The organism is Blautia sp. HCP28S3_G10 (genome assembly GCF_052065235.1).
Classification (GTDB): Bacteria; Bacillota; Clostridia; order Lachnospirales; family Lachnospiraceae; genus Blautia_A.
Genome location: NZ_JBQHUL010000022.1, coordinates 45,067 through 58,503, shown reverse-complemented (window position 1 = coordinate 58,503; position 13,437 = coordinate 45,067). Strand labels below are relative to the sequence as shown.

At 40.8% G+C, this 13,437-nt stretch carries 10 protein-coding genes and 1 pseudogene; 9 read left to right on the top strand and 2 right to left on the bottom strand.

Annotated features, from left to right (window positions below; translation table 11 throughout):
- A partial coding sequence (locus ACTNB8_RS10340) for a hypothetical protein (RefSeq protein WP_441054406.1) occupies positions 1–182 on the top strand: 182 nt, incomplete at its 5' end.
- An 88-nt stretch (positions 183–270) separates the two neighbouring features.
- On the opposite strand, the gene ACTNB8_RS10335 is transcribed toward ACTNB8_RS10340, so the two are convergent.
- The gene (locus ACTNB8_RS10335; protein WP_441054404.1) at positions 271–1,221 is read right to left on the bottom strand and encodes a serine hydrolase; all 951 of its coding nucleotides are present in this window, start codon (positions 1,219–1,221) and stop codon (positions 271–273) included.
- A gap of 253 nt (positions 1,222–1,474) precedes the next feature.
- Here ACTNB8_RS10335 and ACTNB8_RS10330 point away from each other — a divergent pair.
- A pseudogene (locus tag ACTNB8_RS10330) lies at positions 1,475–2,632 on the top strand (FprA family A-type flavoprotein); the annotation flags it as partial.
- Between the two features lie 153 nt (positions 2,633–2,785).
- Here the strand turns inward: ACTNB8_RS10330 and ACTNB8_RS10325 are convergent.
- Entirely contained in the window at positions 2,786–4,453 is a 1,668-nt protein-coding gene (locus tag ACTNB8_RS10325) for an alpha-glucosidase (RefSeq protein WP_441054402.1), read from the bottom strand.
- 216 nt (positions 4,454–4,669) lie between these two features.
- Between ACTNB8_RS10325 and ACTNB8_RS10320 the strand changes: the two genes are divergently transcribed.
- The 7 genes from ACTNB8_RS10320 to ACTNB8_RS10290 all read left to right on the top strand — a co-directional run bounded on the left by ACTNB8_RS10320 (position 4,670) and on the right by ACTNB8_RS10290 (position 13,431).
- On the top strand, positions 4,670–5,437 hold the full coding sequence (locus tag ACTNB8_RS10320; protein WP_441054401.1) for a DeoR/GlpR family DNA-binding transcription regulator: 768 nt from the start codon (positions 4,670–4,672) through the stop codon (positions 5,435–5,437).
- A 340-nt stretch (positions 5,438–5,777) separates the two neighbouring features.
- Positions 5,778–6,872, top strand: a complete 1,095-nt coding sequence (locus ACTNB8_RS10315) for a sugar ABC transporter substrate-binding protein (RefSeq protein WP_441054400.1) — start codon at positions 5,778–5,780, stop codon at positions 6,870–6,872.
- Positions 6,873–6,981: 109 nt separating this feature from the next.
- Complete coding sequence (locus ACTNB8_RS10310; protein WP_441054398.1) at positions 6,982–8,478, top strand: sugar ABC transporter ATP-binding protein; 1,497 nt, start codon at positions 6,982–6,984, stop codon at positions 8,476–8,478.
- 45 nt (positions 8,479–8,523) lie between these two features.
- Positions 8,524–9,492, top strand: coding sequence for an ABC transporter permease (locus ACTNB8_RS10305; RefSeq protein WP_441054396.1), 969 nt, complete (start codon positions 8,524–8,526; stop codon positions 9,490–9,492).
- A gap of 30 nt (positions 9,493–9,522) precedes the next feature.
- Positions 9,523–11,022 carry an FGGY-family carbohydrate kinase gene (locus tag ACTNB8_RS10300; RefSeq protein ID WP_441054394.1) on the top strand — a complete coding sequence of 500 codons (1,500 nt, stop codon included), beginning with the start codon at positions 9,523–9,525 and terminating at the stop codon, positions 11,020–11,022.
- Positions 11,023–11,075: 53 nt separating this feature from the next.
- Positions 11,076–11,912 (top strand): class II aldolase, encoded by an 837-nt coding sequence (locus ACTNB8_RS10295; RefSeq protein WP_441054392.1) that lies wholly within the window; start codon positions 11,076–11,078, stop codon positions 11,910–11,912.
- Positions 11,913–11,937: 25 nt separating this feature from the next.
- On the top strand, positions 11,938–13,431 hold the full coding sequence (locus tag ACTNB8_RS10290; RefSeq protein ID WP_441054390.1) for a xylulokinase: 1,494 nt from the start codon (positions 11,938–11,940) through the stop codon (positions 13,429–13,431).
- Positions 13,432–13,437: the final 6 nt, after the last annotated feature.

Below are 13,437 nucleotides of genomic sequence, written 5' to 3'. Positions count from 1 at the left end.
TGGAATACAGCCAGATTTTTGTTGATTTTGAAAAAAATAAAAAGAAAAGAAGTTTTAAAAGAAAAATGGTGCTGGGCATAACACCCAACACCAAGTTTGTCTACAGTCTGCGGGGTTCCACAAGGAACCCCGGATTTTTTTATTTATCCGGAAAAACACTGTCAGGGATAATACTTTTTTAATAGATTTATGAATCTTTTGTTCAGGCAATTGCTGACTGCATACATAGATTGCAGTTCTGGGACATCAGAATTGGCTGGTGTTTTGTTGTCAGTTTGCGTTCATATAACCATATACAATTTCTGAAATTTCCTGCAAGATATCTACTGCGGAACCGTCTGTTGGGATGTCAGAGGACATAACGCAGAGAATATAATCTGTTTCCGGACCATAGACAATGGCGGCATCATGTTCATTTTCATCTGTCTCGCCGGTTTTGTTGGCCACTTTTGTTCCTTCAGGAAGTGCGGCCGGAATCTTGGTGTCCGTCTCCTGGTTCAGGAGAAAATCCAGCATTTTTGCAGAGGCAGTTTCAGAAACACAGGTTCTGTTGTAGATTTTTTCCAGAAGAGCTCCGCAGTCACTGACAGAGGTATGATTTCGTTCATCGCTGGTGGAAGTATATTCTGTTGTTGCAGGGACAAGGCTGTGGTAGATTCCTGTGTCAGAATATCCATTATCCCAGATATCACTGTTGACCTGAAGACATCCGTCAACAAAGGTATTTGCGTCTGTGCGAAGTTTTACCAGGTTGTAATATGCATCATTATCGGAAATTTCGATCATATCTTCCATCATTCCCATTATATAATCATATCCCAGAGCTTCAGAGCCTTCTTCATAAGAAGCATTATTTATCATGGTATTCAGATTAGCAAAACAGTCTTCCATAACAAATAATTTAATAAGGCTGGCAGCATACATACTCTGGTTATTAATGGAAAAAGATTCATCTGTACTGAGATTTTTTACATAAATACTCCATGTGCCAGGTGTATCTTCAAGAAAATCCGTGAGACGATCTTTCAGCGGGTTTTCAGTTGGAGTGATTTCTGTATCCGGATGAAGATAACTGTCAGCAGCAGCCAGTTCTGAGGAAATTTCAGAGAAAGAGTCTGTACTGTCTGCAAAAACAGTAACTTTAGATGCAGAAGAAAATTCGGCGAAAAGAGTCATAAGCGATATAGCAGCACAGATACATATCTGTGAAAAACATTTCATAGCATTACTCTCCTGTTAAAATTTATTTGAGAATAACTGATAAAGTTTAAATTAACCTGAAATTATTCTTGTATCCTGATTTTTTTCAGTGTTATGATAATAACAGAATATACCAGCAGTTGTCCAGAGCAGTTTTACTTGCTGACAATGCCTATTGATTTCGGCTGAAGGAGCGGATATAATAATCTGAGAAATAAGAATGGTGATGTAGAAATACAAACGAATTCAGCTTGTTAGGAGGTAAATTGTTATCATGAAAATCACAGACGATATTTCATATGTAGGGGTTAATGATCATGAAATTGATCTTTTTGAGGGACAGTATATTGTTCCTAACGGAATGGCTTACAACTCTTATGTGATCAGAGATGAAAAGATTGCAGTTATGGATACTGTAGATGCAAATTTTACAGAAGAATGGCTTGGAAATGTTGCAAAAGCTCTTGATGGAGCGAAACCTGATTATCTTGTAGTTCAGCATATGGAGCCGGATCATGCTGCAAATATTGAGAACTTCATGAAAGCATACCCGGAGACAACAGTTGTTGCAAATGCGAAGACTTTCACAATGATGGGAAATTTCTTCAGAGGAATGAATCTGGCAGAAGAAAAGAAGCTGGTAGTTGCAAACGGTGATACCCTGACACTTGGTAAACATGTCCTTACATTTGTGTTTGCACCGATGGTACACTGGCCTGAAGTTATGGTTACATATGACAGTACAGATAAGGTTCTTTTCTCTGCTGATGGATTTGGTAAGTTTGGCGCACTTGATGCTGAGGAAGACTGGGACTGCGAAGCACGTCGTTATTATATCGGAATTGTTGGAAAATACGGTCCGCAGGTTCAGAAACTTCTGAAAGCGGCCGCTGCACTGGATATCCAGATCATCTGCCCGCTTCATGGACCTGTACTTACAGAAAATCTTGGACATTATCTGGAAAAATATGACATCTGGTCTTCTTACAAAGTTGAGAGTGAAGGTGTTATGATCGCTTATGCATCTGTTTACGGACATACAAAAAAAGCTGCTGAACTTCTGGCACAGAAACTGGAAGAAAAAGGCTGCCCGAAAGTAGTTGTATGTGATCTTGCAAGAGAAGATATGGCTGAAGCAGTAGAAGATGCTTTCCGTTATGGTAAGCTGGTTCTTGCAACTGTTACATATAATGCAGATATTTTCCCATTCATGCGTAATTTCATTGAGCATTTGACAGAGCGTAATTACCAGAACCGTACAATCGGTCTTATCGAAAACGGTAGCTGGGCTCCTACAGCAGCCAAGGTTATGAAGGGAATGTTCGAAAAGAGCAAAAATATCACATGGCTTGAAAAAGAAGTTAAGATCATGTCATCTCTCAGTGAAGAAAATTTTGCAGAGATTGATGCCATGGCAGAAGAACTGTGCAAATGATGTTGGGTGCAAAAAGCCCCCGGCTATGATACCTGCGAATTGTTTCGTGCAATGCACTCCCACAATTCTACCCAAAAATATCCCCATGAAGACTTCGATTGAAAAGTTTTCATGGGGATTTGTTTATTCGGAATAATTTCCAAAAAATATTTAAAGTTCCAGAATTACTGCCTGATAATCATCGAGAATCACAGAATCATCAATAACTTTCAGTTCCGGGTAGTTGTTAAGAAGGATTTTTTTATATGGTGCCGGAAGTTTAACAGTCTGAGTTTCTTTCTGGAAATTTCCGAGAATCAGAAGCATTTTGTCACCTTTTCTGTAATAAGCCATCAGATTGTGACGGTCTTCCAGATAAGGGATCAGTTCTCCGTATACAATAGTTTCTTTGTATACAGGATCTTTACGTAGTGCGATCAGCTTCTTATAGTAAGAAAGAAGAGAGTCCGGATCATTTTCCTGGGATGCTACATTGATTTCTGTATAATTTGGATTTACCGGAAGCCATGGTGTGCCTTCTGAGAATCCGGCATTTACAGATGAATCCCACTGAACCGGAGTACGTGCATTGTCACGGCTGTATCTGGAAACGCAGGCAAGCGCTTCTCTTTCAGAAAGACCTGCATCCAGGGTTACATGATACTGGTCAATAGTACTGACATCATCAATCTGGTCAATAGACTGGAAAGAAAGATTTTCCATGCCAATTTCCTGTCCCTGATAGATAAACGGAAGACCTTTCAGCATGAAGTACACAGTCGCCAGCATTTTTTTGCTGTGCTCAGAAAGTTCTCCGTCAGGAATATAGTGGCAGACTCCACGTGGTTCATCATGATTTTCGATAATGTTGGAAAGAAAACCGACATTGCTGACACGTTTCTGAGAATTAAAACAACATTTTTTATAATCATCCGGAGTAATAGGGGTATGGTCATACCACCCCTTATCACTTCCGCCGAAGACTTCTGTGGAAAAATCGAACATACTGGAAAAATATCCGTTGTCTCCGATAAAATCCGGAAGTTCTTCATCTTTTTCATTAAAAACTTCACCTACTGAGAAAGCATTATGTGGGGCAAATGTCCTGTCACGCATTTCGCCGAGAAAATCACCTACGCCCTCTGCATCTTCCAGCATGTATCGGATACTGGAAAGGCCATCAGACCTGTCAACAGGATAATCTTTAAAAGGAAGCTTCTTTTTGATGTTAATGATAGCGTCAATACGGAACCCACTGACACCACGGTCCAGCCACCAGTTGATATTTTTATAGACTTCCTCGCGTACTTCAGGATTTTCCCAGTTCAGATCCGGCTGCTTTTTGTGGAAAACATGAAGATACTGTTTATCCGGATGTCCTGGGAGAGGTTCCCAGACAGAACCGCCGAAATAGCTTCTCCAGTTGCATGGAAGTTCGCCCTCTTTACGATCCTCTATATAAAAGAAATTGCCGTACTTTCCATCAGGGTCCTGGCAGGCTTTTTTGAACCATTCATGTTCATCAGAACAGTGATTGACAACAAGATCCAGAATAATATACATATTACGTTTTTTTGCTTCTGAGAGAAGACGGTCCATGTCTTCCAGTGTGCCGAATACAGGGTGGATATTATAATAATCTGAAATATCATAACCCTGGTCTGCAAAAGGAGACGGATAGCACGGAGAGATCCACACGATGTCTATACCGAGATCTTTCAGGTAATCAAGTTTCTCTATAATTCCCGGGATATCACCGATACCGTCATTGTTTGAGTCGTTAAAACTTTTGGGGTAGATCTGATAGGCAACTTTATCACGCCACCATTTACGATTCATAATAAAAAACCTCCTGCTTGTATTTTTCAGGAGTATTATAGTCTCCTTTCTGCCAAATGTCATCTAAGAAAATAACGATAAATATGCTAAAAAACAAAAGAAATGTTCAAATACACAAATCAAACACGAAAAATGTTCAAATGAGCAGAAATAGAACTTGAAAAAGATCACTTAAATGATATAATTAAGACAGCATATATAAAGGAAGGTACCAGTGTGAAAAAGAGCGAAAGATGTCTGGCAATCCTGGATATACTTCAAAAACAGCATGAAGTTTTTGTCAGTGACCTTTCTGAACAGTTTGGCATTTCAGAAATGACAGTAAGAAGAGATCTGAATTCCCTGGCACAGGAGTATAATATTGCCAGAACCCACGGAGGTGCAACTCTTGGAAATCAGCCGGTTGTGCGTATGATCTCTTTTGATGAAGCCAGGATTGCACACAAAGACAGTAAAGAAAAAATAGCTGAGCTTGCAGCAACCATGATCCAGAATGGACAGCGCATTTTTATTGATGCCGGTTCTACAACGAGGATCATATTAAATTATCTGAAAGATGATGTCAGGGCGGTGGTAGTGACACATCATCTGAAAGTGGCTGAACATGCCCTGCGATTTGAGAATCTTTCTGTGATCATGCTTGGCGGCGATGTGATCCGTATCACTAACTGCTGTTCAGGTCCGGTTGCGGAAGAACAACTGAAGAAATATCAGCTGGATATTGCATTTATTGGAGCTGCAGCTGTAGGATCTGATGGAAAGCTTTATGATGGCTATTCTCCGGAGGCCCGGCTGAAAAGTTCGATCTTCTCCGTAGCCAAGAAAGTTTACCTAATGGTTGATTCCTCCAAAATGAACACATATAATCTTAATGAATTTGGAAGCCTTTCGCAGGTTGACGGTCTTATTACAGATTCAGGACTGGATGAAGAGGCGGAACTTCTTTTAAAAAGGCACAGAGTTAATGTGATCATTGCAGAATAACTGAATAATTACCCTGAAAAGACTGAAAAACAAGTTTTTTGTTTTCAGTCTTTTTTATATCTGTCAAAACGAACATTTTTAAACGAGAAAACGAACAACTATTTGATGACCTGAATAAGCAAAAAACCAATAAAAAACGTTAAAATTGTGAAAAAACAAAGGTGAAAACAAACAAAAATGGCGTAAAAAACGAACATCCAAAAGAAAAAATGCACAAACAGAGAATGAAAATATTGGTTATTAATCATATTGCATTGAAAATTTGATTGTGTTAGTATGTTCATACAAACAAAAAACGAACATGAGATTCGTAAAGCGAACAAAAAGGGAGGTTTTTCTTATGAAGAAAAAAATTATCGCAGCTTTATTAACAGGTGCTATGGCATTATCAATGGTAGCTGGTGCAGCTACAGTAATGGCTGATGATGCAAAAGAAGATTCCGGAGAAAAATATACAATTGGTTTCTCTCCATACACTCTGACAAATGAGTACTTCACAGCTGTTCTTGATGGTGTACAGCAGGCATGCGATGAAACAGGAAGCGAACTGCTCTACTTTGATCCACAGAACGACCCGACACAGCAGGCTTCTCAGATCGATGATATGATCGCAAGCGGAATTGATGCTCTGGTTTATATTCCATACGATTCAGCAGGAGCTAAAACAGTTCTTGAAAACTGCAAGAAAGCAGATGTTAAAGTTATCAACGTAGATAACGTAATCACAGAAGATGATTATGATCTGGTAGACGGAATCATTGCTTCTGATAACACACAGCTCGGATACCTTTCTGGACAGTGGGTTGCTGAAAACCATCCGGACGGAGCAAATATTCTGATCGTTCATCTTCAGACAGCTGAATCCTGTATCATCAACGTAGACGGATTCTGGCAGGGAATCAAAGACAACACAGATAACCCGGACGCTTTCGTAGAAGCACAGGTTGTTGAGGGCGAAGGTTCTACAGAAACATCTTTCAACGTAGTATCTGATGCACTTCAGGCAAACGATGACATCGATGTAATCTACTGTATCAATGATACATCTGCTCTTGGTGCTGTACAGGCTGTTGAAGATGCTGGAAAGACCGGCAAAATCGATATCCTTGGTAAAGACGGTGCTCCGATTGGTAAACATGCGATCAAAGACGGTACAATGGTTCAGTCTTCCGCACAGAGACCTACATACATGGGTTACATGGGCGTAAAAGAAGCTATCGACGTTCTTGAAGGAAAAGAAATCGAATTCAATACAGCAATCGAATCTTACAGCATCACAAAAGACAACATCGATGATTATGATCTCGACGCTTGGGACACACTTGATGAAGAAGATGCTGATGCAGCAGACGATGCAGACGCAACAGAAACAACAGATGATGCAGATGCAGATGCAGAAGCAGATGCTGAACCAACAGAAGAAGCAGCTGAATAATCTGTAAATAATAAGGACAGAGCAAATCGAAGTCCTGACATGATAAGTTAAACAGGGCGTTGCTGAGTGGCAACGCCCACTTTTAAGAAAAAATGAGAGGTAGCATAATATGAGCGAAACAAAGCTATTAGAGATGACAAATATAACGAAAGCATTTGCCTCCAATGTTGTGCTGAATGGTGTAAACCTTTCTGTAGATGAAGGAGAAGTTGTTGCTATCCTCGGCGAGAACGGAGCCGGAAAGTCAACCCTGATTAAAATCCTTGGCGGCATTTATAAGGCAGATTCCGGAGAAATCCGTATCGATGGAAATGTTAAAAACATTTCTTCTGCTGCTGTAGCAGGAGAGAATGGTATTCGTATTATTCATCAGGAAATTGTGCTGGTACCGGATAGAACAATTGCAGCAAATGTATTTCTGGGAAGAGAACCCAAGAACAAGTTCGGTCTTGTAGATGTACCGGCAATGGAAAGAGAGACTCAGAAGCTGATCGATGATCTGCATCTGAATTTAAAAGCAAATCAGCTTGTAAGAAGTCTGACAATGGGAATGCAGCAGCTGGTTGAAATTATCAAAGCAATATCAGCTGAAGCAAGAATCGTAGTAATGGATGAGCCGACATCATCTCTTTCACAGGGTGAAGTTGAGATCCTGTTTGGAATTATCCGCCTTCTTCAGAAAAAAAATATTGGAATTATCTATATTTCACATAGATTGGAAGAACTTTTTGCAATCACAGACCGTATTGTAGTTCTTCGAGATGGAAAAATGGTAGGGGATCTTGTAACTGCAACAGCAGAAAAAGATGAACTTATCAGTCTGATGGTTGGTCGTGAGCTGGACAGCTTCTATACAAAGAATGTACATAAAATAGGGGAGGTTGCTCTGGAAACACGTAATCTGTCGCATCCGAAGCTCTTCAGAAATGCCAGTTTTAAAGCGCATTATGGCGAGATTGTAGGATTTGCAGGTCTGGTTGGTGCCGGCCGTACAGAACTTATGAAAACAATTTTTGGAGCATTTCAGAAGAGCGAAGGAGAAATCCTTCTTGATGGAAAACCGGTAAATATCAAATCACCCAGTGATGCGATCAAAAACGGTATTGCTTATGTATCAGAAGACAGACGTGGCGAGGGTCTGATTCTGAAAAACGATGTAAGATTTAATATGGGACTTGTCTGTCTGGCAGATTTTGTAAACGGAATTCACGTAAAGGACAAGGACTGGAATACTATGGTAGAGGATTACCGTAAGAAATTTTCCATAAAGATTACTTCTCCGAAACAGCTCTGTGGAAACTTAAGTGGTGGTAACCAGCAGAAAGTTGTTCTCAGCAAATGGCTGGCTAACAAACCGAAAGTTATTATCCTGGATGAGCCAACAAGAGGTATCGATGTTGCGGCCAAAGCAGAGATTTATGCGATCATTGATGAACTGGCAGCAAACGGAGTATGTATCATCATGGTTTCCTCCGAACTTCCGGAAATCATTAACATGTGTAACAGATGTTATGTAATGTGTGAAGGAAGAATCACAGGAGAGTTAAACGAAACAGAATTCTCACAGGAAACAATGATGAAACTGGCAACACAGCGTGAAGCATAAAGGTAGCAGCAACACTTGTCAATAAAAAAGTTAGGAGGTCTGGTCATGAATACAAAAAGTGAAAATAAAATCCCAGGCGTAAGTTTTGTTAAAAGAAACATTGGTACAATTATAGGTCTGATTCTCTTGGTAATCATCGTTTCCATTTCAACGCCAAGATTTCTTACCTCATCAAACATTCTGAACCTTTTAAAATCCAACTCAGTTAATGCCATCATCAGTTGTGGTATGTTACTTGCAATTCTGATGGGTGAGATCGATATTTCCGTTGGTTCAACGGTTGGTCTCTCTGGTATTCTTGGTGCTTACATGATCACCAATGTTGGTCTTCCGGTAGTTCCTACTGTAATCATCTGTCTTGCAGTTGGTGCGCTGGTTGGTATTGTAAACGGTGTAGCTATTTCTTATTTAAAGGTTCCGGCATTCGTAGCAACTCTTGCAACACAGAGTATCGGTCGTGGTCTTACAGAGATCATCTCCGGTGGTGTTACTATCCGAGTTCGTAATGATGCATATACAGCTCTTGGTAACAGTGATGTAGCAGGAATTTCCGTAATCATTATTTATGCTGCAGTAGTTCTTATCTTTACATGGTTCTTATTAAACCGTACACGCTTCGGATATTATATCTATGCACTGGGTGGAAATAAACTTGCAGCTCAGTACTCTGGCGTAAATGTAAAGAAATACAACATGCTTCCATATGTTCTGATCGGTCTGTTCTGCGGTCTCAGTGGTCTGATCTGGTCTGCAAGACTTGGATCCGCAGCAGCAACACTTGGCAGCGGATTTGAAATGGACGCAATCGCAGCAGTAGTTATCGGTGGAACAAGTATGTCAGGTGGTGTCGGAACTGTTGGTGGTACTTTCATTGGTATCCTGATCATCGGTGTTATCACAAATGGTCTGAACCTGATGGGTATCAATTCTTTCTGGCAGGAAGTATTCAAAGGTATCATTATCCTGGCAGCAGTTATCATTGACGTAGTCAGAAAATCAAAATCAAAAGACTGATAATTTACAGTAGTCTGAATGGAGCTCTTTATGGCAGAAAGAATGTTATTTGCAGGAATGGACGTAGGAACCAGCGGCTGCAAAATGCTGGTATATGATCTGGAGGGCAGTGTGGTATACCAGTCCAGCAGAAGATATCAGGAAGAAGGCACCGGAGGATACAGGGAGTTAAATCCTGATATCGTCATCAGAAATGTAAAAGAAGTTCTTAAAGATGTTGGAAGAAACTGTCCGGAGGGGATTACCTCAATGGCAGTTACCAGTCTGGGAGAATCTGTAGTGTGCCTGGATGCAGATGGAAAAGTTCTTATTAATTCCATGCTTACAGGAGACTGCAGAGGCATTCCGGAAACAGAAGAAATCATAAATACACTTGGGGCTGACAGAATCTTCGAGACAACAGGGCTTCCTCCGAATGAGTTATATGGACTTCCGAAATACATGTGGCTCAACAGAAATACAGATGTAATAAAGAAATCCGCAGCAATTTTATATTATGAGGATTTTGTAGGATATGTACTTACCGGAGAACGCAAAGTCAGCTATTCTTCAGCTGCGCGCAGCATGGCATTTGACATAACTAAATTTCAGTGGTCTGAAGAATTCCTGAAACTTGCCGGTATCCGTGCAGAGCAGATGTCAGAACCTGTTCCCCCATGTACTGTTGTGGGAACAATCCTTCCGGAAATGGCAGAGGAACTGGGACTGAATAAAGATCTTAAGATCGTGGCAGGTGGACATGACCAGACCTGCGCAGCACTTGGCAGTGGTCTGATGGGACCGAAAGACGGAGAATGCGGAATGGGAACATGTGAATTCATGTTCATGATGCTTCCGAAAGTCATGATGACACCATATATGATGAAAAATGATTTCACCTGCATCCCGTATGTATTCCCTGATAAATACCTTTCAAGCCTTGAAGTCACTACCTGTGGTGCACTTAAAAACTGGGCAAAAGACAGTATATTCCAGGATATCAGCCGTAAATGTCAGGAAGATGGAACCAACTTTTTCCAGTACATGGACGAAAAAGCACGTGGCATCAAAACAGATGTTATGGTGCTTCCGCAGTTTGGTTCTGCGGGAAATCCTGATCTGTCCATGGATGCAAGAGGTACGGTCACAGGCCTGACAATTCACACAAAACCGGAAGAACTCTACAGAGGAATTCTCGAGGGTATGGCATTTCAGATGTATCTTGCATACGAAAGACTTCAGGTTCTGGGAACAGAAATGAGCAGTATTGCAGCAACCGGCGGCGGAGCTGCATCTGATCTGACCTTACAGATCCGTGCAGATATTTTCGGAATGGAAGTTTATTCTCTGGAAAGTAGTGAAGCAGGCACACTTGGCTGTATGATTATGGCTGCAACAGCCATGAATGCATATTCATCAATGGAAGAAGGAATAAAGAAGGCAGTAAAAATCAAAAAGAAATTTGTTCCGAATCCGGAAATGGCAGAGTATTATCGAAAGAAATTTGAAAATTATAAACGCTTCTATGAGGCAATGCATGATTTTCAGTAAACCTGATGACAGGAAACTATAAATTTACTTAACATAAACAGGAGGAGTTTACTATGAAACTTGTAAATGGCTTTGATCTTATGGAGTTTGCAAAAAGAAATAATTTTGTATTACCGGCATTCAATACAACTAACCTTGAAATGACATATGCGATCGCAGATGGTCTTATGAAAGCAAATCTTCCGGGATATATTCAGATTTCTTCAAACAACTTACGTCTTTCAAATCCTGCGATTATTGCAGAAATAGCAAGAGATGCAGTAAAAAAATCTGAAACTCCTATAGGACTTCATCTTGATCATGGTAAATCTTTTGAAGATGTTAAAGCTTGTGTTGATGCAGGATTTACTTCCATCATGATCGATGCATCCCACCTCCCATTTAAAGAAAACGTAAAAGAGTGCAGAAGAGCAGCAGATTACTGCCATTTCTATGGACTTCCGGTAGAAGCAGAACTTGGTGCACTTCGTGGAAAAGAAGAAGATATTGTCAATGAGGCAGAATGCAAGACAGACCCTGACATGGTTGCTGAATTTGTAGAAGAAACAGGTTGCGATACACTGGCTGTTTCTGTAGGAAATGTTCACGGACTTTGCCTGAATCCACAGATCGATATTCCGCTTCTTGAAAAAATAAATCAGGTATCAAAAGTTCCGCTTGTTCTCCACGGTGGTTCAGGAATCCCGAAAGAAGTTATCTGGGAAGCTAAAAAACATGGTCTGATCAAGATCAACTATGGTTCAGACCTCCGTAAAGAATATATTAAGACATTTGGTGCTGCATATGAAGCAAACCACAATGAACATGATGTTATTCATTTAAGTATTGAAGCAGTTGAAGCTGTAAGCAAAAAAGCACAGGAGCTTGTTACAATGATCAACGAGCACTAAGGTGTTCTGTAAGGCGGGTGTTGGTGTGAACGATACATATTTGGGAATTGACTTGGGAACCTCTTCTATGAAGCTGGTCCTGACAGATTCAGAAAAGCATATTCTCGGGCAGATTTCTGAAGAGTATGAGGCAGTACAGTCACAGGATGGCTGGTGTGAGATCGACCCGGAAATATGGTTTCAGGCAATGCAAAGAGGCATGAAACGCATTCTGGAAGAGCAAGATCCTAAAGCTTTAAAAGGAATTGGTGTGACCGGACAGATGCATACCCTGATCGTTATCGGGGAAGATGGAAAACCGATAAGACCTGCAATGATGTGGAATGATACCCGGACAAAAGACCTTCTTCCGGAACTGAAAGAAAAAATTCTGGAATTTCCGGAAGGGGATTACCTTTCCAGGACGATATCCACAGGAAGTCCGGCAGCAAATCTCTACTGGCTAAAGATAAATGAGCCCGAAAATCTGAAAAAAATCAAAAAATTCCTGATAGGACCGGATTATCTGGTACATCGTCTGACAGGAGAAGAGACAACAGATTACTGTGAGGCTTCAACATCCTGCTTATATGAGATCTGCAATAAGAAATGGTCTGAGGGAATGAGAGAACTGGTCGGACTGAGCAAAGACTGCTATCCGAAACTGAGAGGAAGTGCGGAAAGTGCAGGAAAGATCCTTCCGGAGATCGCAGAAGAGTTCGGGCTGAATACAGATGTAGAAGTGATCGTGGGTACAGGAGATAATCCGGCAACAGCAATCTCAACAGGCTGTCTGGGACTTGGATATCCGGTTGTATCGCTGGGAACTTCAGGCGTATTTATGATGCCTATTGAGAGACCCGAAGGACAGACTAAGGGCAAAAAAATATTATTTTCATTTGATGACAAAAATTTCCTGTATCTTGTACAGGGAGTTGTACAGAGCAATGGCAACACATTTGACTGGTGGAATAAATCCATCGTGGATATGAAGAACTTCAAAGAGATGACTACTTCCATCGATGTAAAATCCAAAGCCGAAAATGAACTTCTCTTTTATCCGCATTTGGCGGGAGACAAGACCATCTACGCAGATCCGGAGATGAGAGGGGCATTTATAGGAATTAACCTTTCTACTACTCAGGAAGATATGTTTTATGCGATCATCGAAGGTCTGTGTTTCGGATTCAGAGAACTGGCAGAAAAAATGCATCTTCCACTTGAAAAATACGGTACAGTAAAAGTTGTCGGCGGTGGTGCCAGGAGTCCGGTGTGGCTGCAGACAATGGCAAACGTGCTAAATATTTCCATTGAGAAGATGGAAGGTATGATAGGCCCGGCATTTGGAATCGCTCTTCTTGCCGCATATAAAGGCGGAAGTATAACCTCCCTTGAGCAGATTTCAGAAGGAACAGTAAATATCGAATGTCGATACGAGCCTGATCCGGAAGCTGTCGCTGTCTGTCAGGAAAAATACCTGAAATATCTGAGGATCCGTAAGGCACTTCAGTATATCAAAGATGGAAATATAGAAGAATAGTATCAG